This is a genomic window from Achromobacter sp. NCFB-sbj8-Ac1-l (assembly GCF_052695805.1).
Window position 1 is genome coordinate 4,710,849 of sequence record NZ_CP199812.1, and the last position, 19,795, is coordinate 4,730,643.

At 66.6% G+C, this 19,795-nt stretch carries 21 protein-coding genes; 3 read left to right on the top strand and 18 right to left on the bottom strand.

The window, feature by feature from the left end; all coding sequences use genetic code 11:
• Nucleotides 1-3: 3 nt before the first annotated feature.
• The 4 genes from ACUDP5_RS21560 to ACUDP5_RS21575 form a co-directional block, all read right to left on the bottom strand.
• Nucleotides 4-693 (bottom strand): amino acid ABC transporter permease, encoded by a 690-nt coding sequence (locus ACUDP5_RS21560; RefSeq protein WP_263912288.1) that lies wholly within the window; start codon nt 691-693, stop codon nt 4-6.
• A 2-nt stretch (nt 694-695) separates the two neighbouring features.
• Nucleotides 696-1,388, bottom strand: a complete 693-nt coding sequence (locus ACUDP5_RS21565; protein ID WP_263912289.1) for an amino acid ABC transporter permease — start codon at nt 1,386-1,388, stop codon at nt 696-698.
• A gap of 82 nt (nt 1,389-1,470) precedes the next feature.
• Nucleotides 1,471-2,262, bottom strand: coding sequence for an ABC transporter substrate-binding protein (locus ACUDP5_RS21570; RefSeq protein ID WP_025137807.1), 792 nt, complete (start codon nt 2,260-2,262; stop codon nt 1,471-1,473).
• Nucleotides 2,263-2,436: 174 nt separating this feature from the next.
• Nucleotides 2,437-3,192 carry an amino acid ABC transporter ATP-binding protein gene (locus ACUDP5_RS21575; RefSeq protein ID WP_445657157.1) on the bottom strand — a complete coding sequence of 252 codons (756 nt, stop codon included), beginning with the start codon at nt 3,190-3,192 and terminating at the stop codon, nt 2,437-2,439.
• Nucleotides 3,193-3,318: 126 nt separating this feature from the next.
• Between ACUDP5_RS21575 and amaB the strand changes: the two genes are divergently transcribed.
• On the top strand, nt 3,319-4,821 hold the full coding sequence (gene amaB / locus ACUDP5_RS21580; RefSeq protein WP_445657158.1) for an L-piperidine-6-carboxylate dehydrogenase: 1,503 nt from the start codon (nt 3,319-3,321) through the stop codon (nt 4,819-4,821).
• Nucleotides 4,822-4,986: 165 nt separating this feature from the next.
• Nucleotides 4,987-6,270, top strand: coding sequence for a phospholipase A (locus ACUDP5_RS21585; protein WP_445657159.1), 1,284 nt, complete (start codon nt 4,987-4,989; stop codon nt 6,268-6,270).
• Between the two features lie 33 nt (nt 6,271-6,303).
• Here the strand turns inward: ACUDP5_RS21585 and ACUDP5_RS21590 are convergent, their stop codons facing one another.
• The 4 genes from ACUDP5_RS21590 to ACUDP5_RS21605 are packed head-to-tail and all read right to left on the bottom strand — an operon-like array spanning nt 6,304 to nt 10,519.
• Nucleotides 6,304-7,266: a dihydrodipicolinate synthase family protein gene (locus tag ACUDP5_RS21590; RefSeq protein WP_445657160.1), complete on the bottom strand. Its 963-nt coding sequence runs from the start codon at nt 7,264-7,266 to the stop codon at nt 6,304-6,306.
• 5 nt (nt 7,267-7,271) lie between these two features.
• Entirely contained in the window at nt 7,272-8,444 is a 1,173-nt protein-coding gene (locus tag ACUDP5_RS21595; RefSeq protein WP_445657161.1) for an L-rhamnonate dehydratase, read from the bottom strand.
• Between the two features lie 57 nt (nt 8,445-8,501).
• On the bottom strand, nt 8,502-9,536 hold the full coding sequence (locus ACUDP5_RS21600; RefSeq protein ID WP_445657162.1) for a 4-hydroxythreonine-4-phosphate dehydrogenase PdxA: 1,035 nt from the start codon (nt 9,534-9,536) through the stop codon (nt 8,502-8,504).
• 8 nt (nt 9,537-9,544) lie between these two features.
• Nucleotides 9,545-10,519, bottom strand: a complete 975-nt coding sequence (locus ACUDP5_RS21605; protein ID WP_445657163.1) for a Bug family tripartite tricarboxylate transporter substrate binding protein — start codon at nt 10,517-10,519, stop codon at nt 9,545-9,547.
• A 120-nt stretch (nt 10,520-10,639) separates the two neighbouring features.
• Between ACUDP5_RS21605 and ACUDP5_RS21610 the strand changes: the two genes are divergently transcribed.
• The gene (locus ACUDP5_RS21610; RefSeq protein ID WP_445657164.1) at nt 10,640-11,566 is read left to right on the top strand and encodes a LysR family transcriptional regulator; all 927 of its coding nucleotides are present in this window, start codon (nt 10,640-10,642) and stop codon (nt 11,564-11,566) included.
• A 56-nt stretch (nt 11,567-11,622) separates the two neighbouring features.
• On the opposite strand, the gene ACUDP5_RS21615 is transcribed toward ACUDP5_RS21610, so the two are convergent.
• From ACUDP5_RS21615 to ACUDP5_RS21660, 10 genes are all read right to left on the bottom strand, one after another.
• On the bottom strand, nt 11,623-11,859 hold the full coding sequence (locus tag ACUDP5_RS21615; RefSeq protein WP_025137817.1) for a hypothetical protein: 237 nt from the start codon (nt 11,857-11,859) through the stop codon (nt 11,623-11,625).
• 19 nt (nt 11,860-11,878) lie between these two features.
• The gene (locus ACUDP5_RS21620; RefSeq protein ID WP_263912304.1) at nt 11,879-12,103 is read right to left on the bottom strand and encodes a FixH family protein; all 225 of its coding nucleotides are present in this window, start codon (nt 12,101-12,103) and stop codon (nt 11,879-11,881) included.
• A gap of 54 nt (nt 12,104-12,157) precedes the next feature.
• A complete protein-coding gene (gene ccoG, locus ACUDP5_RS21625) occupies nt 12,158-13,648 on the bottom strand; it encodes a cytochrome c oxidase accessory protein CcoG (protein ID WP_263912305.1) in 1,491 nt (496 codons plus the stop codon).
• Between the two features lie 75 nt (nt 13,649-13,723).
• Nucleotides 13,724-14,689 (bottom strand): cytochrome-c oxidase, cbb3-type subunit III, encoded by a 966-nt coding sequence (gene ccoP / locus ACUDP5_RS21630; RefSeq protein WP_445657165.1) that lies wholly within the window; start codon nt 14,687-14,689, stop codon nt 13,724-13,726.
• Nucleotides 14,686-14,859, bottom strand: a complete 174-nt coding sequence (locus ACUDP5_RS21635; protein WP_199167331.1) for a cbb3-type cytochrome oxidase subunit 3 — start codon at nt 14,857-14,859, stop codon at nt 14,686-14,688. Before ACUDP5_RS21635 ends, ccoP begins: the two co-directional genes overlap by 4 nt.
• A gap of 2 nt (nt 14,860-14,861) precedes the next feature.
• Entirely contained in the window at nt 14,862-15,638 is a 777-nt protein-coding gene (gene ccoO / locus ACUDP5_RS21640; RefSeq protein WP_263912309.1) for a cytochrome-c oxidase, cbb3-type subunit II, read from the bottom strand.
• 10 nt (nt 15,639-15,648) lie between these two features.
• A complete protein-coding gene (gene ccoN / locus ACUDP5_RS21645; protein WP_263912310.1) occupies nt 15,649-17,136 on the bottom strand; it encodes a cytochrome-c oxidase, cbb3-type subunit I in 1,488 nt (495 codons plus the stop codon).
• A 131-nt stretch (nt 17,137-17,267) separates the two neighbouring features.
• A complete protein-coding gene (gene ccoS / locus ACUDP5_RS21650) occupies nt 17,268-17,429 on the bottom strand; it encodes a cbb3-type cytochrome oxidase assembly protein CcoS (protein WP_025137824.1) in 162 nt (53 codons plus the stop codon).
• Entirely contained in the window at nt 17,426-18,400 is a 975-nt protein-coding gene (locus ACUDP5_RS21655) for a P-type ATPase (protein WP_445657166.1), read from the bottom strand. Before ACUDP5_RS21655 ends, ccoS begins: the two co-directional genes overlap by 4 nt.
• 52 nt (nt 18,401-18,452) lie before the next feature.
• Complete coding sequence (locus ACUDP5_RS21660) at nt 18,453-19,721, bottom strand: adenosylmethionine--8-amino-7-oxononanoate transaminase (protein ID WP_445657167.1); 1,269 nt, start codon at nt 19,719-19,721, stop codon at nt 18,453-18,455.
• Nucleotides 19,722-19,795 lie beyond the last annotated feature (74 nt).

The window sequence follows — 19,795 nt, forward strand, 5'->3', positions numbered from 1 at the left end:
GGGTCAATGCAGTCCGGCGCCCTGCAGCCCGCCGGTCAGGCGTTTTTCCAGCCAGTTGGCCAGGCGCAGCAGCGGGTAGCAGTAGATGAAATAGATGGCGGCGATCATGCCGTAGATGAACAGCGATTTCGCCGGAAAGGTGATGATGAACACTTCGCCCTGGCGGGTCAGTTCGGTGATGCCGACGACCGACAGGATGGCGGTGCTTTTGATCAGCATCACGTAGACGCCACTCATGGGCTGCACGATCAGGCGCATGGCCTGCGGCAGCACCACCAGCCGCAGGATCTGCAAGGGGCGCAGGCCCAGCGTCATGGCGCCTTCGGTCTGGCCGCGCGGCACCGACTGGATGGCGCCCATGACGATCTCGGCCACGTAGCACGAGGTGTAGACCGACAGCGACACGAAGGCCGCCGTGCCGGAATCCCAATGCAGCAGTTCGATGCCGGAACTGGGCAGCACGAAATAGAAGATATAGAGCTGCACCAGGAACGGCGTGCCGCGCAGCACGTGGATGTACAGCCCCAGCACCTGGTGCACGCCGCGGATGCGGTAGCTGCGAATCACGCCGATGACGAAACCCAGCAGCGAGCCGGCGATGATCGCCACGAACGAGATCTTCAGCGTCTCCCAGAAGCCCTTGAGCAGGAACGGCAGGACGACGCCGGCGGTGGACAGGTAGGAATCCAGCATGCTTACCTCGCGTTCCAGGCGGGACCCGCCAGCCAGAGGCTCACGCCCCGCGACAACAGCAGCATCACGCCGTAGATCAGCAGATAGCCGGCAGCGATGGTGAGGAAACTTTCGTTGGGCACGATGCGGTCGCTGTTCATCTGCACGCCCGCGGCCACCAGTTCGAACACGGTGATCAGCGACAGGAGCGAGGTGTCCTTGATGAGCACGGCCGTCTGCCCCAGCAGCGGCGGCAGCGTGTTGACGAAGGCCTGCGGCAGCACCACGTAGCGCAGCCGCTGGCGATAGTTCATGCCGCAGGCCTTGGCCCCTTCGATCTGGCCGCGTGGCACGGACTCGATGCCGACGCGGATGATTTCGCTCATGTAGGCGGCATGGTGCAGCGTCATGGCGAGAATGCCCAGCACCATTTCGCTCCAGCCCTTGGCGCCGGGGATCAGCATGGGCACGGCGTAATACACCAGGTAGATCTGCACCAGCAGCGGGGTCGAGCGGATGAACTGCACATAGCCGGCCACCGGCCGCCAGACCGCGGCGCGCGGCGACATGTGCGCCAGCGCCAGCGGAATGCCGGCCAGCACCGACAGCACCAGGCTGGCGCCCGCCGCGATCAGGGTGTTGGCCAGGCCCGTGGCGAACTGGCCCGTGTACTGGCTGACGATGCGCCAGTTGTAGTAGTCGATCAACCAATCCATGAGCGATAGCCTGTCAACTCGGGGAGAACCTGGCGCCAGGCCCGCAGGCCCGGCGCGGCGGCCGCCTGTCGGCGGATGCGGATCAGTGCTCTTTCTTCCAGTCGGTCGAATACCAGTACTTGACCTGCTCGGGCAGCGTGTTGTCGGCGGTCTTGAGCGTCTGCCAGTTGTCGAGCCAGAACTTCAGGCGAAAGGCGTTGGGTCCCACGGCGAAGGCCAGCGGCTCGCGCACCATGATGCCGTCCAGCACCCGCAGGTTGCCGAAGTCGACCAGGAACTGATTGGCGGTGGACAGCGACATGATGCCGGCATCGAGACGGCCGCTGGACAGGGCCTGGCCGACCGGGGCGCTGCCGCCCGAGAATTCCTTGAGCGTGGCCTTGGGCAGCATCTTCTTGCCGACTTCGGCGTAGGTGCTGGCACCCAGCACGCCCACGGTCACGCCGGCCTTGTCCAGCTCGCTGTACGACTTGTAGGGCGAATCCTTGGGCACCACGGCGACGGTGTCGGCGTAGAACATGGGCGCCGAGAACAGCACCTGGGCCGCGCGCTGCGGCGTGGGCGTCATGTCGGCGGCCACCATGTCGGCCTTGCCCGACAGCAGTGCCGGAATCAGGCCCTTCCATTCGTAGTCTTGCAGCACCAGCTTCACGCCCAGGTCATCGGCCATGCGCTGGGCCACTTCCACGGCCAGGCCGGTGCGCTTGCCGCTCTTGTCCATGAAGCTCATGAGCGGCCCCGAGGTCTGCACCGCCACCCGCAGTTCGCCGCGCTTGATGATGTCTCCCAGCTCGTCGGCCTGCGCGGGCAGCGCCACCGAAGCGGCCGCCACGGCAAGGCCCGCGGCTCCCAGCCATTGTTTGATTTTCAGCATTTGCTTCCCCTTCAAGATAAGAATGGACGTGTGTCGTTCCGGGCAAATGCCTGATGCCGGCGGCGCCCGGAGAGGCCGGGCCGGCCCTGGATACCACCAGGCGCCCGCGCCAGAAGCGCTGCCGGGGCCTGGTTGCTGCCTGTGCTGCGTACTGCTTGATGCGTGCTGCGGGAACTACAGGATCTTTTCCAGGAAGGCGCGGGTACGCGGTTCTTTGGGGTGGCAGAAAACGTCGTTGGGGGTGCCGGATTCGATGATGCGGCCGGCGTCCATGAACAGGGCGCGGTCACCCACGTCGCGGGCAAAGCCCATTTCGTGGGTGACGACGGCCATGGTCATGCCGTCGCGCGCCAGCGCCCGCATCAGTTCGAGAATGCCGCCGACGGTCTCGGGGTCGAGCGCCGAGGTGGCCTCGTCGAACAGCATCAGCTTGGGGTCCATGGCCAGGGCACGGGCGATCGCCACGCGCTGCTGCTGGCCGCCGGACAACTGGCTGGGGTAGCGGGCGCCGTATTCGCCCATGCCGACGCGGTCGAGCAATTCACGGGCATAGCCTTCGGCCTGCGCGCGGTCGCGGCCGCGCACCACGCGCTGCGGCAGCGCCACGTTGTCCAGCGCGGTGCGGTGCTGGAACAGGTTGAAGTGCTGGAACACCATGCCCACGTTGGTGCGCCAGCGGTTGACGTCGGTGGCCGGGTCGGTCAGCGACACGCCGTCGACCCGGATGGTGCCGCTGTCGATGCGTTCCAGCCCGTTCAGGGTGCGCAGGAACGTGCTCTTGCCCGAGCCCGACGGCCCCACCACCACCAGCACTTCGCCGCGGTTCAGCTGGCAATCGATGCCCGCCAGCGCCAGGTGGTCCGGCTGGCCGTCGCGCTGGTAGGTCTTGGTGACCCCCTGCACTTGCAGCAAAGGTTCTGACACGAGCATCGCCTTCAAAAAAGGTTTCGCATTTCGCGCTGGAGTTTCGTATAGTAAATTTATTTCCAGAATCGCCACTTAGGCATAACCCTTAAGCGAAGGCATTCCTTCGCAGGCAATCTCCAAGGAACCGGTATGGACACTCCCCAAGACATCCTGCGCGCGCTCGGCTTGAACCCTGACACCCTGACCGGCGGCACGCTGGTCGCCCGCAGCCCGATCGACGGCGCCGAACTGGCCCGGGTGCACGAGCACACCGTGGCGCAGGCGCACGCGGCCATCACCCGCGCCCGCCAGGCCAGCCTGGCCTGGCGCGACGTGCCGGCGCCGCGTCGGGGGGAGCTGCTGCGCCTGCTGGGCGAGACGCTGCGCCAGCACAAGCGCGAACTGGGCCAGCTGGTCAGCCTGGAAGCCGGCAAGATCCTGGCCGAAGGCGAAGGCGAGGTCCAGGAAATGATCGACATCTGCGACTTCGCCGTCGGCCTGTCACGCCAGCTCTATGGCCTGACCATCGCGTCCGAACGCCCCGGCCACCGCATGATGGAAACCTGGCATCCGCTGGGCGTGGTGGGCGTCATCAGCGCCTTCAACTTCCCCGTGGCCGTGTGGTCGTGGAACGCCGCGCTGGCGCTGGTCTGCGGCAATGCCGTGGTCTGGAAGCCGTCTGAAAAGACGCCCCTGACGGCGCTGGCCTGCCAGGCCTTGTTCGCCCAGGCCGCGCAACGCTTCGGCGACGCACCCGCCGGCCTGTCGGAAGTACTGATCGGCGGCCGCGAGGTCGGCGAAGCGCTGGTCGACTCGCACGCCGTGGCGCTGGTGTCGGCCACCGGCTCGACCCGCATGGGCCGCCAGGTCGGTCCGCGCGTGGCGCAGCGCTTTGGCCGCGTGCTGCTGGAACTGGGCGGCAACAACGCCATCATCGTCGGCCCCACCGCCGACCTGGACATGGCCGCCCGCGGCATCGTGTTCGGCGCCATCGGCACCGCCGGCCAGCGCTGCACCACCACCCGCCGCCTGATCGTGCACGAAAGCGTCGCCAATGATCTCTTGCAACGCCTGCACAAGGCGTACGCCAGCGCACCTATCGGCAACCCGCTGGACGGCAAGAACCTGGTGGGTCCGCTGATCGACCAGGCCTCGTTCGACGCCATGCAGGCCTCGCTCAAGGCCGCGGCCGAACAGGGCGGCAAGGTCACGGGCGGCGAACGCGTGCTGGCCGACCAGTACCCGGACGCCTGGTACGTGCGCCCCGCCATCGCCGAAATGCCGGGCCAGACCGACGTGGTCTGCCACGAGACCTTCGCCCCCATCCTGTACGTGATGCGCTACACCGACTTCAACCAGGCGCTGGCGCTGCAGAACGGCGTGCCGCAGGGCCTGTCGTCGGCCATCTTCACCAACGACCTGCGCGAAGCCGAGACCTTCCTGTCGGCATCGGGGTCGGACTGCGGCATCGCCAACGTCAACATCGGCACGTCGGGCGCCGAGATCGGCGGCGCATTCGGCGGTGAAAAGGAAACCGGCGGCGGCCGCGAGTCGGGCTCGGACGCCTGGCGCAACTACATGCGCCGCGCCACCAACACCATCAACTACTCGCGCAACCTGCCGCTGGCCCAGGGCATCAAGTTCGGCGAGTAAGCCCGCACGCAAGGGGCCAGGCCCCGTGGCATTGTCATTGTCGACAATGCCACGGGGCCTTTTGACGTGGGTTATGTTGCACCTCCTACATACGATTAGCCTGACTTACAAAATGTTGCCCGGGTCGATGCTACATTTCTTCGTCACAAATCGAACCCGCCTCCCATGACGACACGCCGACGCTTCGCCCCTTCCCTGCGCATCCTGACTGCCGCCCTGGCGCTGGGTCTGGCCGGCACCGCCGTCGCCGGCGTGTCGTACCGCCTGGACCGGCCGTCCGCTGCGCCCGGCGACACCGTCACCATCGAAGCGGTGTATTTCAATGAAGGCAACGCGCGCGCCACCTGGGAGGCGCCGCCTGAACTGGTGCTGCAATGGCGCAGCCAGGACGGCCAGATCGTGCGCAGCCTGGCCAGGCTGCAAGGCGGCAAGGCCAACTACAGCGTGCCGGTCAACAATTTCGCGCGCATGTCGTGGAGCGCGGTCGTGCCCGCCACCGCCCGCGGCCTGCAGGCCATTGCCATCGAAGGCCAGCCGGCCATGATGGCGCTGGACGCCACCGGCCGCGACAGCGGCACCCTGGCCAGCACGCCCGCCCCCGGCCCCGTGGTCGACGCGCGCACCGGCCAGCCCGTGCCGCCGGCCGTCGTGGCCGCGGCCGGCGCATCGCCCGAAGGCGGCCCGGCGCCAGACACCGTTGCCGTCTCGAACTACCAGCAATCGGCGTTCGACCATTTCCGCAGCGCGATCTCGGAATACAAGCCGGTGTACTTCGACATCGGCACCCGCGGCCAGACCACCGCGCGCTTCCAGATCAGCGCCAAGTACCGGTTGTTCAGCCCGTCGGGCAACCGCCCGGCCACCTGGGGCGAGAACTTCTACCTGGGCTACACCCAGACCTCGCTATGGGACCTGCAGGGCGATTCCATGCCCTTCATCGACACCACCTTCAACCCCAGCCTGTTCTGGCTGTCGGACAACATGTGGCAGTCGGAAAACCAGGCCTGGCGCCTGGGGCTGAACACCGGCGTCGAACACAACTCCAACGGCAAGGCCGGTGACGATTCGCGTTCGGTCAACGACGCCTACCTGCAGCCCCAGTTCAACTACCGCTTCGACGGCGGCAGCACGCTGACGTTCGCGCCCAAGGTCAAGGCCTACTTCGGCGTGGCCAGCGAGAACAGGGACTACGCCGACTACGCCGGCCGCGTCGACTGGAACCTGCGCTGGGCGCAGGACAATGGCGCGGTGGTATCGGCCATGTACCGCCAGGGCGACCAGCGCCGCCGCACCACCCAGCTGGATTTCGCCTGGCCGCTGCAGCGCACCTGGCTGAACATGAACGGCTACCTGCACCTGCAATACTTCAACGGCTACGGCGAAACGCTGCTGGGCTACAACCAACGCAACGAATCGCAATTCCGCATCGGCCTGTCGCTGGTGCCGTAGTCCCGAGGCGGGCGCAGGCGCTGGCCAGGCGCCCTAGCGCCCCCAGCGCAGCACCAGCGGGTCCAGCCGCCGCGCCACGTCCAGCAGGCCCTGCCGCACTTGCGGCCGCATGGCCGCAAACGGATGGCGCGGCGCGTCGCAGGCGATGATGCCCCCGGCGTGCATCAACGCCTTGGCGGTCAGGATGCCGCCCTGGCGATTTTCGTAATTGATCAACGGCAGCCAGCGCTCGTACAGGCGGTAAGCCTCGTCGGCGCGGCCATCGCGGTGGGCCTGGATGATCGGGCGAATGCCGTCGGCAAAGCCGCCGCCGGTCATCGAGCCCGTCGCGCCCGCATCCAGATCGGGCAGCAGCGTGATGGCCTCTTCGCCGTCCCATGGCCCTTCCACCGCCGCGCCGCCCAGCGCGATCAGGTCGCTCAGCTTGCTGGCCGCGCCGGCGGTTTCGATCTTGAAGTACGACACCTGCTCGATCTCGCGCGCCATGCGCGCCAGCAGCGCCGCCGGCAACGGCGTGCCGCTGACCGGCGCATCCTGGATCATGATGGGAATGTCCAGCGCGTCCGACACCTGCTGGAAGAATCCCACCACCTGCTCGTCGGACACGCGGATCGTGGCGCCGTGATACGGCGGCATGATCATCACCATGGCCGCGCCCTGTTCCTGCGCGCGACGGCTGCGCGCCGCGCAGACGCGGGTGCCGTAGTGCGTGGTCGTCACGATGACCGGCACGCGCCCGGCCACATGCTCCAGCAGCGTGCGCGTCAGCGTCTCGCGCTCGTCATCCGACAGCGAGAACTGCTCGGAAAAGTTGGCCAGGATGCACAGGCCATCCACGCCCGAATCGATCATGAAGTCCACCGCGCGTTTCTGGCCGGGCAGGTCCAGTTCGCCGGATTCGGTGAAGATGGTGGGCACCACCGGGAAGATGCCGCGATAGCGCGGCGCCCGGCCTGCGGTTGCGGGTATCGAAGCCGCCGTCATTGTCGTCGTCATGGCGTTCACTCGATGATGTTGAAGTCTTTCAGGTAGTCGGTCTTGAGCGTCAAGCCCAGGCCCGGCTTGTTGTCGTCCAGGTCGATGAAGCCTTCGCGGGCCACCGGCTCGCCGTCGAAGAGGTAGTAGAACAATTCATTGCCCACTTCCACATCGAACATGGGGAAATACTCGCTCATGGGCGAGGCCAGCGTGCTCATCGTCAGGTGGTAGTTGTGCATCTGGCCGGCGTGCGGAATCACCGGCACGCTGTAGGCCTCGCACAGCGCGTTGATCTTGTGCGCCGCGGTGATGCCACCCACCCGGTTGGTGTCGTACTGCACCACCGACACGGCCTTGCGGTCCAGCAGCTGCTTGAAGCCGTACAACGAAAACTCGTGTTCGCCGCCCGAGATCGGAATGGACGTCAGCTGGTTCAGTTCGGCGTAGCCATCGATGTCATCGGCGATCACCGGTTCTTCCAGCCAGCGCGGCTCGAACTTTTCCAGCTTGGGCAGCATGCGCTTGGCGTATTCGAGGTTCCAGCCCATATAGCATTCCAGCATCAGGTCGGTGTCGTAGCCGATCACCTCGCGCACCGCTTCGACCGATTTCAGGTTCTCGGACACGCCGTGCTGCAAGTGCGCCGGGCCATAGCCAAAGCGCATCTTGAAAGCCTTGAAGCCCTGGTCCAGGTAAGTCTGCGCCTCTTCCTGCATCGCCTTCAGGTCGCCGCGGTACAGCTTGGAGTAATAGACCGGGATTTTCTCCTTGGTGCGTCCGCCCAGCAGCTTGAAGACCGGCTTGTTCACGGACTTGCCCAGGACGTCCCAGATGGCCAGGTCCACGCCCGAGATCGCCGCCATCGTCACGCCCTTGCGGCCCCAGGCGTGGGTGGCGCGGTACATGCGCTGCCACAGGTATTCGTAGTCCCAGGGGTCGTGGCCCACCACCAGCGGTGCCAGGTACTGATCGATGATGGCCTTGGCAATGCGCGGCGCCAGCGCCACGTTGCCCAGTCCGACGATACCGTCGTCCGTTTCGATCTCGACCACCGTCCAGCCATGAAAGCGGAAGGTGCTCATGGTTTCCTGCGGCGAGTACAGCAGATCCATGGCGTTGGAGCAGAAGTTGCCTTGCGGCGGCACGGTCTTGCCGGTCCATTCGTAGACGCGTGCGCGGACGGATTTGATCTTCATGTGGGGTTCCTGCGTAAAGGGTCGAACGAGTCGGGAAACGGGAAACGAAGGTCGGATTCAGGCCGCGGCGGCGCGCGTGGCGCGATGCGACAGGCCCATGCGGCAGGCAATGCAGAACGCCTGCCAGGTGGCGTCGACATGGGCGCGTCCCTGGCCCGCGATGTCATAGGCCGTGCCGTGGGCCGGCGTGGTGATCGGAATGGGCAAGCCGCCCTGCACCGTCACCCCGCGCGAGAAGCCCAGCAGCTTGATCGCGATCTGGCCCTGGTCGTGGTACATCGTGACAATGGCCTGGAACTGCCCGGCCTGCGCCTTCAGGAAGATCGTGTCCGCCGGAAACGGCCCCTGCACCGGCAGCCCTTCCTCGTTAAGCTGGCGCACCGCGGGCGCAATGATGTCCACCTCTTCGCGCCCGCACGTGCCGCCATCGCCGCCATGCGGGTTGAACGCCGCCACCGCCACGCGTGGCTCGGCCACGCCATTGGCCCGCAGCGATTGATAGATCAACCGGGTCGCGGCCTTGATGCCGTCGATGCTCAGGGCCGCTGCCGCATCCTTGAGCGGAATGTGCGAGGACACACGCGACGTCCACAGATCGCCCAGGGTATTGAATTCGCAGAAGTACCCCGTCACGCCCAGGTACTGCGCAAAGTGGTGCAGCTCGTCATCGTGGCGCAGGCCGCCCTGCTTCATCGCAAATTTGTTCAGCGGCGCAAAGCAGATGGCGTCGATGTGGCCATCGCGCGCCGCGTCCATGCAGGCGTTCAGCACGCGCAGCACCGATGCCCCGCCGGCCGCCTGGGCCTGGCCGACCGTCACGTCCTGCTGGCGCACCGTGTCCATCGCCAGCCAGGCGGGCGCGGCGGTGTCCGGCCGCGCGCGCACCGCCTCGATGCTGTCCACCGCCTGCGTGGCCACCTGCACGCCCGCCACGCGCTGGCCTTCGCGCCACAGCCATTCGTCGCCCACCAGCACGATGTTGGCCTGCTGCGTCGCCTCGGGCCGCGCCAACAGGCGCGCAATCAGTTCGGGGCCGATGCCGGCGGGGTCGCCCAGCGTCAGGGCGATGACGGGTTTGATATCGGGATTCATGCTGCGGCTCATTCCACGGAAATATGGTTCTTCTTGATGATGCCGGCGTAGCGCTGGTTCTCGGCCTGGTGGAACTGCGCGAACTGCGCCTGACTCATCGGGTTGATATCGGCGCCGATCGCCTGCAGGCGGGCCTGCGTGTCGGGCAACGCCAGGATGCGGTTGACGGCGTCGTGCACCCGCTGCTGCACGGCGGCGGGCGTCGCGCTGGGCATGTAGATGCCGTACCAGGCGCTCATTTCGACGCCGGGCACACCCGCCTCGGCCATCGTCGGCACGTCCGGCAACTGCGGATTGCGCTTGGCGCTCAGCACCGCCAGCGCGCGCACCTTGCCGCTCTTGACGTGCGGAATCACCGACGACGCCGTTTCGAACGCAATCTGCACCTGGCCGCCCATCAGGTCCACCATGGCAGGGCCGCTGCCGCGATACGGAATGTGCGTCATCTGCACGCCCGTCGCGTCCTTGAACAGTTCCGCGGCGATGTGCTGCGTGCTGCCCGAACCGCTGCTGGCGAAGTTGTATTCGCCCGGCTTGCGCTTGAGCAGCGCGATCAGTTCCTGCACCGACTGCGCCGGCACCGCGTTGTTCACCACCAGGATGTTGGGCACCGCGCCCACGAACACCACCGGCGTCAGGTCGCGGTCGTTGTCGTAGCCCAGCTTGAGCAGATGCGGCGCAATCGCGTGCGCCGTCGACACGCCCATCACCATCGTGTGGTTGTCGGCGGACTTGGCGGCCAGGTCCGCCGCCAGCGTATTGGATGCGCCCGGCTTGTTCTCGACCACCACCGTCTGCTTGAGCATCGGCCCCAGCTTGTCCGCCACTGCACGGGCCATCGCATCGGTGCCGCCGCCAGGCGCAGAGCCCACCAGCAAACGCAGCGGCCGCGTCGGCCAATCCGCGTTTTGGGCAGGGGTGGGCATTGCAGCGGACAGGCACAAGACGCCCGCCGCCAGGGCGGCACATAGCCGAATTTTCATGGTTGTCTCCTTGGGGGTTTATCGCCCGTGACGGGCTTTGTTATGGGTGCATCTTAGAAACAAGCGCTGTTTCCGTAAAATGAAACTTTTGCACCAACCGTTCACCCCAGGCGATCAATCATGGAACGCGTTCCCAACGTCCCCGCCCTGCTGGCCCGCTTGCGCATGCGGCAGATCGTGCTGCTGCTGGCCATTGAAGAACGCGGCACCCTGCGCGCCGCCGCCGCCCAGCTCAACATGACCCAGTCCGCCGCCAGCAAGATGCTGCACGAGCTGGAACTGGCTATCGGCCAACCGCTGTTCGAACGCGTCGGCCGCGGCCTGGCCCTGACGGCCGCCGGTGATTGCGTGATGGGTTACTTTCGCGGCATGCGGGGCACGCTGTCGTCCCTGGCCCGCGAACTGGAAGAATTGCGCCTGGGCAGCGCCGGCAAGCTGTTCATCGGCAGCATCATGGCCGCCTCGCCCGGCCACCTGACCGACGCCCTGCTGCGCCTGAAACAGACCTACCCCCTGCTGGCCGTGGAAATCTCCACCGGCACCAGCGACCTGCTGATCCAGCGCCTGAACGAAGGCAAGCTCGACGTCGTCATCGGGCGGATGCTGACGCTATCGGACCGCCACTACGTCTTTCGCCCCATCGGCGACGAAGCCCTGTGCGTCATCGCCGCCACCGACCACCCGCTGGCCCGCCGCAAACGCGTGACCTTCGACGCCCTGCAGGCCTACCCCTGGATTCTGCAACCGCACGGCAGCCCCATGCGCGACGTGATGGAACAGGAATTTCGCAGCCACAACGCCACCCTGCCCAAAGGCTTGATCGAGTCCGCCTCGATCCTGACCACCACGAACCTGGCCATCAAATCCGACATGCTCGGCGTCATCCCCGAATCCGTCGCCAGCCGCTACGCGCGCCATGGCCTGCTGGCGATCATTCCGTATCAGATTCAGCAATCGCTGACGGCATTTGGCAGCATTGTTCCCAAGGACCGGCCCTTGAGCACGGCGGCCACGCACTTCGTGCAATTGCTGCACGGGGCGGCGTAGCGCGGTGATTTCGTCTGTGCGCCTTGGCAACCGACGAAGCCGCCCACCACGCCCCCCTACAGATCCTCGTCCTCTTCCACCCGAGGCATCAAATACGCCGTCAACGCGCTGGACGCTCCCGCCATCGCCCAAAGCAAAAAGAACGACACCGTATAGAACCCCACCCGACCCGACGGCACGTATCCCATCACCGCCACATCCAGCGGGTCGATCAAGGCAAACACCACCGCGCTGCCCACCGCTGCCGCCAGGAACGACGGCCACAGTATCCACATCAGTGACTTCAACCCCATGGCGTGCCTCCCGAATTCATCAACGCGCCGCGGGCGTCGCGGCCGGATCGGCCGGCTCGATCACCAGCCCTCGCTTGACCACCCCTTCCACGATCGGCTGATTGCCGAACTGCGTATAGGCGAAATAGATCGTGATCGCACACCCCACCACCGCCAGGAAGGGCCCCGCCATCAGGAACCAGGGCCAGGGTTCCCGGTACCAGGGCTTGACCGTCAACGGCGCGGCAACATGGGCAGTATTCATCGTGGGCATCCTTGTCGAAATTCAATCGGGAACAGGGTCCAGCAGGTCCGGCATTCAATCCGGTACGTAAAAGCTTGCGGCTTCGTCAGTCTCGATCGACCGGTTGTCTTGATCCTGGGCGCGCGCCCGCAACGTGATGGCATGCGCCCCGGGCTCGGCCCCCGCCGGCGCGCGGATCACCATCGGCACCAGCTTGTTCGCCGCCGCCTCGACCTCCACCACGTCCGACCCGCCCTGCCCGGCCAGCACCGCCAGCCCGGGCATGCCTTCGGCCGACAGGCGCAGCCGCATCGGCGAATCCGACGTGTTGATGATCTGCAGCCGATACACGTTTTCGATCATGCCGCCCGCTACCTCGCGGCCCAGCGCGCCCCGGTCGCGAATCACATCGACGCGCAGCGGATTGCGCAGCGCCAGCGACACCACGAACGCCACCGCCAGCCCCAGGATCAGCGTGCCGTAGATCAGCACCCGCGGTCGCAGCAGGTGCGAGCGCGCGCTTTGCGCCGACAGTCCGTCCAGCATGGCCCGTTCCGACGTATAGCGGATCAGCCCGGACGGGTACTGCATCTTGTCCATGACCTGCTCGCAGGCGTCGATACAGGCGCCGCAGCCGATGCACATGTATTGCAGGCCTTCACGGATGTCGATGCCCGTCGGGCACACCTGCACGCACAGGCTGCAATCGACGCAATCGCCCAGCCCCGCCGCCTTGTGGTCGATCTTGCGCGAGCGGCCGCCGCGCGGATCGCCGCGGCGCTTGTCGTAGGTCACCACGAACGTGTCGGGGTCCACCATCACGCTTTGAAAGCGCGCATAGGGACACATGTACTTGCACACCGACTCGCGCATGAAGCCCGCGTTGCCCCAGGTGGCAAAACCGTAGAACAGCATCCAGAACCATTGCCACGGGCCCAGCTGCAGCGTGAACAGCTCGTGGCCCAGCTCGCGGATCGGCGCAAAATAGCCGATGAAGGTCGACCCCGTCCACCAGGCCAGCGCGATCCACAGCGCATGCTTGGTGATCTTGATGCGCGCCTTGCGCCAGGACCAGGGCGATTCGTCCAGCCGGATGCGCGCAATGCGGTCGCCTTCGACCTTGCGCTCGATCCACATGAAGATTTCGGTGTAGACCGTCTGCGGACAGGCGTAGCCGCAGAACAGCCGCCCGGCCACGGCGGTGAACAGGAACAGCGCCAGCGCCGAGATGACCAGCAGCACGGCCAGGTACACCACGTCCTGCGGCCACAGCACCAGCCCGAACAGGTAGAACTTGCGCGCGCCCAGGTCGAACAGCACGGCCTGGCGGCCGTTCCATTGCAGCCAGGGCAGGCCGTAGAAAATCAGCTGGGTGATGAAGACGAAAGCGATACGCCAGCGCGCAAAGATGCCGCTGACCGAACGCGGATAGATCTTGCTGCGCACGCCGGCCAGCGTCTGCTCCAGCGTTTCCTGGCCGGGCCGCGGCGGGCGCGTGTGCGGCCGCCAGGGTGGCGGGTCGCCGCCAGGCGAACTGCTGACGCTTGCGGTTGACCCATCATCCATGTGCTGCTCCGTGCGGTAAGTCCATCTGATATGGGGGCTGCCGGCTTGCCGCGCCCCCACCTATGCGCCGTCTGACTAATTGGCCGGCTTGGCGGCCGAGGCCTGTTGCTGCGCCGGCGGCTGCGCGCCATCCGGCTTGTTGGACAAGCCCCAGACCCAGGCCGTCAGGATCTTGATCTGCTCGGGGCTGAGGATGTCGCCATGAGCCGGCATGCGGTTGTCGCGGCCATCCAGGATCGTCTTGACGATGGTGGCTTCCGAGCTGCCGTACAGCCACACGTCGTCGGTCAGGTTGGGTGCGCCCAAGGCCTGGTTGCCCTTGCCGTCGACGCCGTGACAGGCGACGCAGTAATTGGCGAACTCGCGCTTGCCGCGGAACACGCGCACGGGGTCGGCGGTCAGGCCCGACAGCGAACGCACGTATTGCGCGATGTCGCCGGCGGTCTTGGCGTCGATGGCGGCCTTCCAGGGCGGCATCATGCCGATGCGGCCGTTGGTGATGGTCTGCGTGATGGCTTCGGGCGAACCCCCGTGCAGCCAGTCGCCGTCGGTCAGGTTGGGAAAGCTGGGGCCGCCCTTGGCGTCCGAGCCATGGCATTGCGCGCAGGTGTTCAGGAACAGGCGCTGGCCGATTTCACGGGCACCGGGGTCGGCGGCGATCTGCGGCACCGTCATGGTGTCGAAACGCGCGTAGATGGGGCGCACCGCTTCGGCCATCTTGGCCTGCTGGCGCGCCACTTCGTCGGCGCTGCTGTAGCCCAGCTGGCCCTTGTATTCGCCCAGGCCGGGCATGAAGAACAGGTAGCCCAGTGCAAACACGCAGGCCAGCAGGTACATCCAGGTCCACCAACCGGGCACGGGGTTGTTCAGCTCGGTCAGGTCACCGTCCCAGACGTGGCCGGTGTCTTCGACCTGGCCATTGGCCGGCTTGGCGCTGAGCCAGCGGCGCTGCGTGTACAGCAGCCACAGGCACCAGACCACGCCGCCCACCGCGACGATCGAGATGAAATACCCCCAGAAGCCATTGACGAAATCGCTCATGACCGATCCGCTCCATCTTGTTGTGCCGGCCCGAATTCATCGGGCAGCGCGAACGGCAGCAGGGCCGATTCGCTGTTGGCACGCTGGCGGCCGCGCGAGCAGGCCCACCAGACGATGCCGATAAAGGTCGCCATCGAAATGGCGGTGACGATTGCGCTGAGGAATGCCATGGTCAGCCTCCCGTGGCGGCCGGTTGCACGGCCGCGGCGGCGGGTGCTGCGGCGGGCGGCGTGGCAGCTGGCACGGCCGACGGCGCGGCGGGCTCCGCGGCCTTTTTGGCTTCTGCAGCCTTCCTGGCCTCTTCCGCCTTCCTGGCTTGCTGAGCCTTGCGCACGCCCACGCCCATCCCTTGCAGGTAGGCCACCAGCGCGTCCTCTTCGGTCTTGCCTTCGATGGCCTTGGGTGCGGCGGCGATGTCTTCGTCCGTGTACGGCACGCCCAGGGCGCGCAGGGCGCGCATGCGCTGGTCCACGTTCTGGCCGGTGATCACGGTCTTTTGCAGCCACGGGTAGGCCGGCATGTTGGACTCGGGCACCACCTTGCGCGGATCGCGCAGGTGGATGCGATGCCAATCGTCGGAATACCGCTCGCCCACGCGCGCCAGGTCGGGACCCGTGCGCTTGGAGCCCCACAGGAAGGGATGGTCGAACACCGATTCGGAGGCCAGCGAATACGAGCCGTAGCGCTGCACTTCGGCGGCCAGCAGGCGCACCTGCTGCGAGTGGCAGCCGACACAGCCTTCACGGATGTAGACGTCGCGACCCATCAGGCGCAGCGGGCTGTAGGGTTCGACCCCCGCCACCGGCTGCGTCGTGCTGTGCTGGAAGAACAGCGGCACGATCTGGACCAGGCCCGCGAAGGACACCACCAGGATGCTGGCGATGATCATCCAGCCGATGTTCTTCTCGAGCGTCTGGTGAGAAAAGAAGCCTTGTTGCTTGTTGGCCATGATGTCCTCGTCAAACGGTGGCCGGCGCGGCGACGGCGATGGCCGGTGCGCGGGTGGCGTGGGGATCGTCTTGCGGAATCGCGGGGTTCACCGCCTGCGCACCGCTGACGGTCTTCCAGACGTTCCAGGCCATGACCAGGACACCCGACAGGAACAGCGCCCCGCCCAGCAAGCGGATCAGGTAGTAGGGCACGCGCGTCTTGAGTTCTTCGACGAAGCTGTAGACCAGCGTGCCGTCGGCGGCCGTGTCGCGCCACATCAGGCCCTGCTGCACCCCGGCGATCCACATCGCGGCGATGTACAGCACCACGCCGATGGTGGCGATCCAGAAGTGCAGTTCGATGGCCTTGACGCTGTACATCTTTTCGCGGCCGTACAGGCGCGGAATCAGGTAATACAGCGAGCCGAACGAGATCATCGCGACCCAGCCCAGCGCGCCGGAGTGCACGTGGCCGATGGTCCAGTCCGTGTAGTGCGACAGCGCGTTCACGGTGCGGATCGACATCATCGAGCCTTCGAACGTGGCCATGCCGTAGAACGACAGCGCGGTCACCATGAACTTCAGGATCGGATCGGTGCGCAGCTTGTACCAGGCGCCCTGCAGCGTCATGATGCCGTTGATCATGCCGCCCCACGACGGCGCCAGCAGGATCAGCGAGAACGTCATGCCCAGCGACTGGGTCCAGTCAGGCAGCGAGGTGTACAGCAGGTGGTGCGGGCCCGCCCACATGTACGTGAAGGCCAGCGCCCAGAAGTGGACGATGGACAGGCGGTACGAATAGATCGGACGGCCGGCCTGCTTGGGCACGAAGTAATACATCATGCCCAGGAAGCTGGTGGTCAGGAAAAAGCCCACGGCGTTGTGGCCGTACCACCATTGCACCATCGCGTCCTGCACGCCCGAGTAGGCGGAGTACGACTTCCACAGCGTCACCGGCATCTCGATGTTGTTGAAGATGTGCAGGATGGCGATGGTGAGGATGTACGAGCCGAAGAACCAGTTGGCCACGTAGATGTGCTTGGACCGGCGCTTGATGATGGTGCCGAAGAACACGATGGCGTAGGCGACCCAGACCAGCGTGATCAGGATGTCGATCGGCCATTCCAGTTCGGCGTATTCCTTGCTGCTGGTAAAGCCCATCGGCAGGGTGATGGCGGCAGCCACGATCACGACCTGCCATCCCCAGAAGGTGAACGCGGCCAGCCGGTCGCAGAACAGGCGGGTCTGACAGGTGCGCTGCACGACGTAGTACGAGGTCGCGAACAGCGCGCTGCCGCCGAAGGCGAAGATCACCGCGTTGGTGTGCAACGGGCGCAGGCGGCCGTAGCTCAGCCAGGCGGTGTCGAAATTCAACTGAGGCCAAATCAGCTGCGCGGCGAGAAAAACGCCCACAGCCATGCCGACAATGCCCCAGACCACCGTCATGAGCGCGAATTGCCTCACGACCCTGTAGTTGAAGGTATCGGCCTTGCTTGCGATTGCGGCGCAATCGTTCATCACCCTTCCCCTAAAAGAAACAAATAGCTCCAGGTTTCAATGATGGGGGGAGGCGCGCAAACGGGTGTTGATATGCGTCAAGCCGGGCAAAGGGCGCGGGGGAACTCGCGGCGGGAATGCGACAGACCGCGTCAGCCGCGCGCGGCCGGCCCGCTGTCGTCGTCGCGCAGGATGGCGGCGCCGGCGCTGTCGGTGTCGTCGTACTGGCCGTTGAACACGGCCCACCACAGGAATACGCCGATGGCGAACACGAACAGCAGCGACAGTGGCAGGAGCAGATAGAGAATGGTCATGGCGCGGCTTCCAGCGCGCCGCCGGCGGCTTCGCCGGCCAGACCGTGATGGCGCGTCAGCCGCCACGAGTTATAGGCCACCGCCAGCGACGACACCAGCATGGTGATCGCGGCCAGCCAGGGCGTGACCCACCCCACCAGCGCCAGCGGCGTCATCAGCAGGTGCCAGGCCAGCGAGCCATGCAGGTTCTGGCGCGCCTTGCGGCGGGCGCGTTCCAGCAGCGCATCCAGTGCGGCGTCGGACATGGCCGGGTCGGCCGCCAGCGCGGCATGTGCCGAGGCCATGGCGGTCGGCACCGCCATCGACATGGCGCAGGGACAGCTCATCACCAGCAATGCCACCATCACCGGCACGCTGTGGGCCGGGTCGATGTAGGCCCAGACCGCGCCCGCGCCCAGCGCCAGCGCCACCTGGGCCAAGACGAAGCGCGAGGCCAGGCGGTCGGCGCCGGCGCCCAGCGCCAGCCGCTGCGCTTCGACCCGCGCATGGCGCAGGCCGCCCGCGGCGCCGCCGAACGACTGGCGGGCGCACAGTTCCAGGTAACGCGCCGTCAGCAGGAAGGCGACGAACATGGTGACTGAATCGAAATAGACTTCGCCGCGCCCGGTACAGGTGGCGTGGACGCTGGGAATGAAGGCGGCGACGATGCCCAGGGCCACCGGCACGTCCATGCCGGCGCGCCCCTGACGCAGGTTGGCGCCGGCGTGGCGCCAGATCGGCCAGGCCGAATACAGCACCACCGGTACGGTCAGGGCCAGGCTGGCCCAGTTCATCAGCACGATGGCCCAGTCCAGCGTGTCCAGCGCATCCTTGGGGATGCCTTCGTGGCGCAGGTAGCCGGGCCAGGCGAACATCATCACCTGCATCATCGCCAGCCAGGCCAGCGACAGGCGCACCAGCGCATGGCGGCGCTGCTGGCGTTCGTCGGCAGACAAGGTCGCCGGCACGGCGAAGATGGATTTTGCTCGCATGCGCCGATGGTAGGCCGCCCGCGCGCCATGCGCCTTGATGTGGATCAAGCCTTCAAGGCCGCCGCGCCCGCAGCACCGTCACCACCGCCCGCATCAGGGTGTCCAGGTCCTGCCCGTCGATGGTCAAGGCCGGGGTCAGGTAGACCACGTTGCCGAACGGGCGCACCCACACGCCCGCCTCGACCAGGCGCCGTTTGAGGGCCTCGCGGTCCTGGATGCCGTCCAGCTCGACCACGCCGATGGCGCCCAGCACGCGTACGTCGCGCACCCAATCCAGTTCGCGGCAGGGCGCCAGGCCCGTCGCCAGCGCGGCCGAGATCGCCTGGGCCTGGGCCAGCCGGGGTTCGGTCTCGAACAGGTCCAGCGAGGCGTTGGCGGCGGCGCAGGCCAGCGCATTGCCCATGAAGGTGGGGCCGTGCATCAGGGCGTGCGAGGGGTCGTCGGACCAGAAACCGTCGAACACCCGCTGGCTGGCCACGGTGGCGGCCAGCGGCAGGGTGCCGCCGGTCAGCGCCTTGGACAGCGTGATGATGTCGGGTTTGATCCCGGCCTGCTCGAAGGCGAACATCGTGCCGGTGCGGCCAAAGCCGGTGAAGATCTCGTCGAAGATCAGCAGCAGGCCATGGCGGTCGGCCAGGGTGCGCAGGCGCCGCAGCACGTCGGGGTCGTGCAGCAGCATGCCGCCGGCCCCTTGCACCAGCGGCTCGACCAGCATGCCGGCCAGCTGCGGCCCGCGCGTTTCCAGGAAGGCGTCCAGCTCGGCCATGGCCGCGTCGGTGCGCGGCAGGTCGACGATGTCGTGTTCGGCCAGCATGCCGCGAAACAGGCTGTGCATGCCCTCGTCCGGGTCGCACACCGCCATGGTGCCGAAGGTATCGCCGTGGTAGCCGCCACGAAACGCCAGGAAGCGGCTGCGGCCGCGTTCGCCCTGGTTCAGCCAGAACTGCACGGCCATTTTCATGGCGACTTCCACCGCCACCGAGCCGGAATCCGTATAGAACACGCGGTCCAGCCCCGGGCCGAGCAGGCCGGCCAGGCGCCGCGCCAGGGTCAGGGCGGGTTCGTGGGTCAGCCCCCCGAACATGACGTGCGGCATGGCGTCCAGCTGGGCCCGCACCGCCTGGGCGATGTGCGGGTGGTTGTAACCGTGGCAGGCGGTCCACCAGGACGCCACGCCGTCGATCAGCTCGCGGCCGTCGGCCAGTTCCAGCCGGCTGCCGCGGCTGCGCACCACCGGCAGGGGCGGCGTGGCCGTTTTCATCTGGGCATAGGGCAGCCAGATATGGGGCTGGCCCTGGGCCACCCAGTCGGGGGTCTGCATGTTTCACCTCCACTACAATGGCTCGCATTCTACGGCCTGGCCCGGCCCTTCCCTGCGGCGCCGGCCGCTGCGGG

Coding starts and splice junctions, on each gene's coding strand:
- ACUDP5_RS21620 (WP_263912304.1), bottom strand. CDS start 12,103: ATGAATACTGCCCATGTTGCCGCGCCGTTGACGGTCAAGCCCTGGTAC.
- ccoN (WP_263912310.1), bottom strand. CDS start 17,136: ATGAACGATTGCGCCGCAATCGCAAGCAAGGCCGATACCTTCAACTAC.
- ACUDP5_RS21585 (WP_445657159.1), top strand. CDS start 4,987: ATGACGACACGCCGACGCTTCGCCCCTTCCCTGCGCATCCTGACTGCC.
- ACUDP5_RS21595 (WP_445657161.1), bottom strand. CDS start 8,444: ATGAAGATCAAATCCGTCCGCGCACGCGTCTACGAATGGACCGGCAAG.
- ACUDP5_RS21635 (WP_199167331.1), bottom strand. CDS start 14,859: ATGGCATTCCTCAGCGCAATCGTCACCGCCATTTCGATGGCGACCTTT.
- ACUDP5_RS21600 (WP_445657162.1), bottom strand. CDS start 9,536: ATGAATCCCGATATCAAACCCGTCATCGCCCTGACGCTGGGCGACCCC.
- ACUDP5_RS21605 (WP_445657163.1), bottom strand. CDS start 10,519: ATGAAAATTCGGCTATGTGCCGCCCTGGCGGCGGGCGTCTTGTGCCTG.
- ACUDP5_RS21660 (WP_445657167.1), bottom strand. CDS start 19,721: ATGCAGACCCCCGACTGGGTGGCCCAGGGCCAGCCCCATATCTGGCTG.
- ccoG (WP_263912305.1), bottom strand. CDS start 13,648: ATGGATGATGGGTCAACCGCAAGCGTCAGCAGTTCGCCTGGCGGCGAC.
- amaB (WP_445657158.1), top strand. CDS start 3,319: ATGGACACTCCCCAAGACATCCTGCGCGCGCTCGGCTTGAACCCTGAC.
- ccoS (WP_025137824.1), bottom strand. CDS start 17,429: ATGACCATTCTCTATCTGCTCCTGCCACTGTCGCTGCTGTTCGTGTTC.
- ACUDP5_RS21590 (WP_445657160.1), bottom strand. CDS start 7,266: ATGACGACGACAATGACGGCGGCTTCGATACCCGCAACCGCAGGCCGG.
- ACUDP5_RS21570 (WP_025137807.1), bottom strand. CDS start 2,262: ATGCTGAAAATCAAACAATGGCTGGGAGCCGCGGGCCTTGCCGTGGCG.
- ACUDP5_RS21575 (WP_445657157.1), bottom strand. CDS start 3,192: ATGCTCGTGTCAGAACCTTTGCTGCAAGTGCAGGGGGTCACCAAGACC.
- ACUDP5_RS21655 (WP_445657166.1), bottom strand. CDS start 18,400: ATGCGAGCAAAATCCATCTTCGCCGTGCCGGCGACCTTGTCTGCCGAC.
- ccoP (WP_445657165.1), bottom strand. CDS start 14,689: ATGAGCGATTTCGTCAATGGCTTCTGGGGGTATTTCATCTCGATCGTC.
- ACUDP5_RS21565 (WP_263912289.1), bottom strand. CDS start 1,388: ATGGATTGGTTGATCGACTACTACAACTGGCGCATCGTCAGCCAGTAC.
- ACUDP5_RS21615 (WP_025137817.1), bottom strand. CDS start 11,859: ATGGGGTTGAAGTCACTGATGTGGATACTGTGGCCGTCGTTCCTGGCG.
- ACUDP5_RS21610 (WP_445657164.1), top strand. CDS start 10,640: ATGGAACGCGTTCCCAACGTCCCCGCCCTGCTGGCCCGCTTGCGCATG.
- ccoO (WP_263912309.1), bottom strand. CDS start 15,638: ATGGCCAACAAGCAACAAGGCTTCTTTTCTCACCAGACGCTCGAGAAG.
- ACUDP5_RS21560 (WP_263912288.1), bottom strand. CDS start 693: ATGCTGGATTCCTACCTGTCCACCGCCGGCGTCGTCCTGCCGTTCCTG.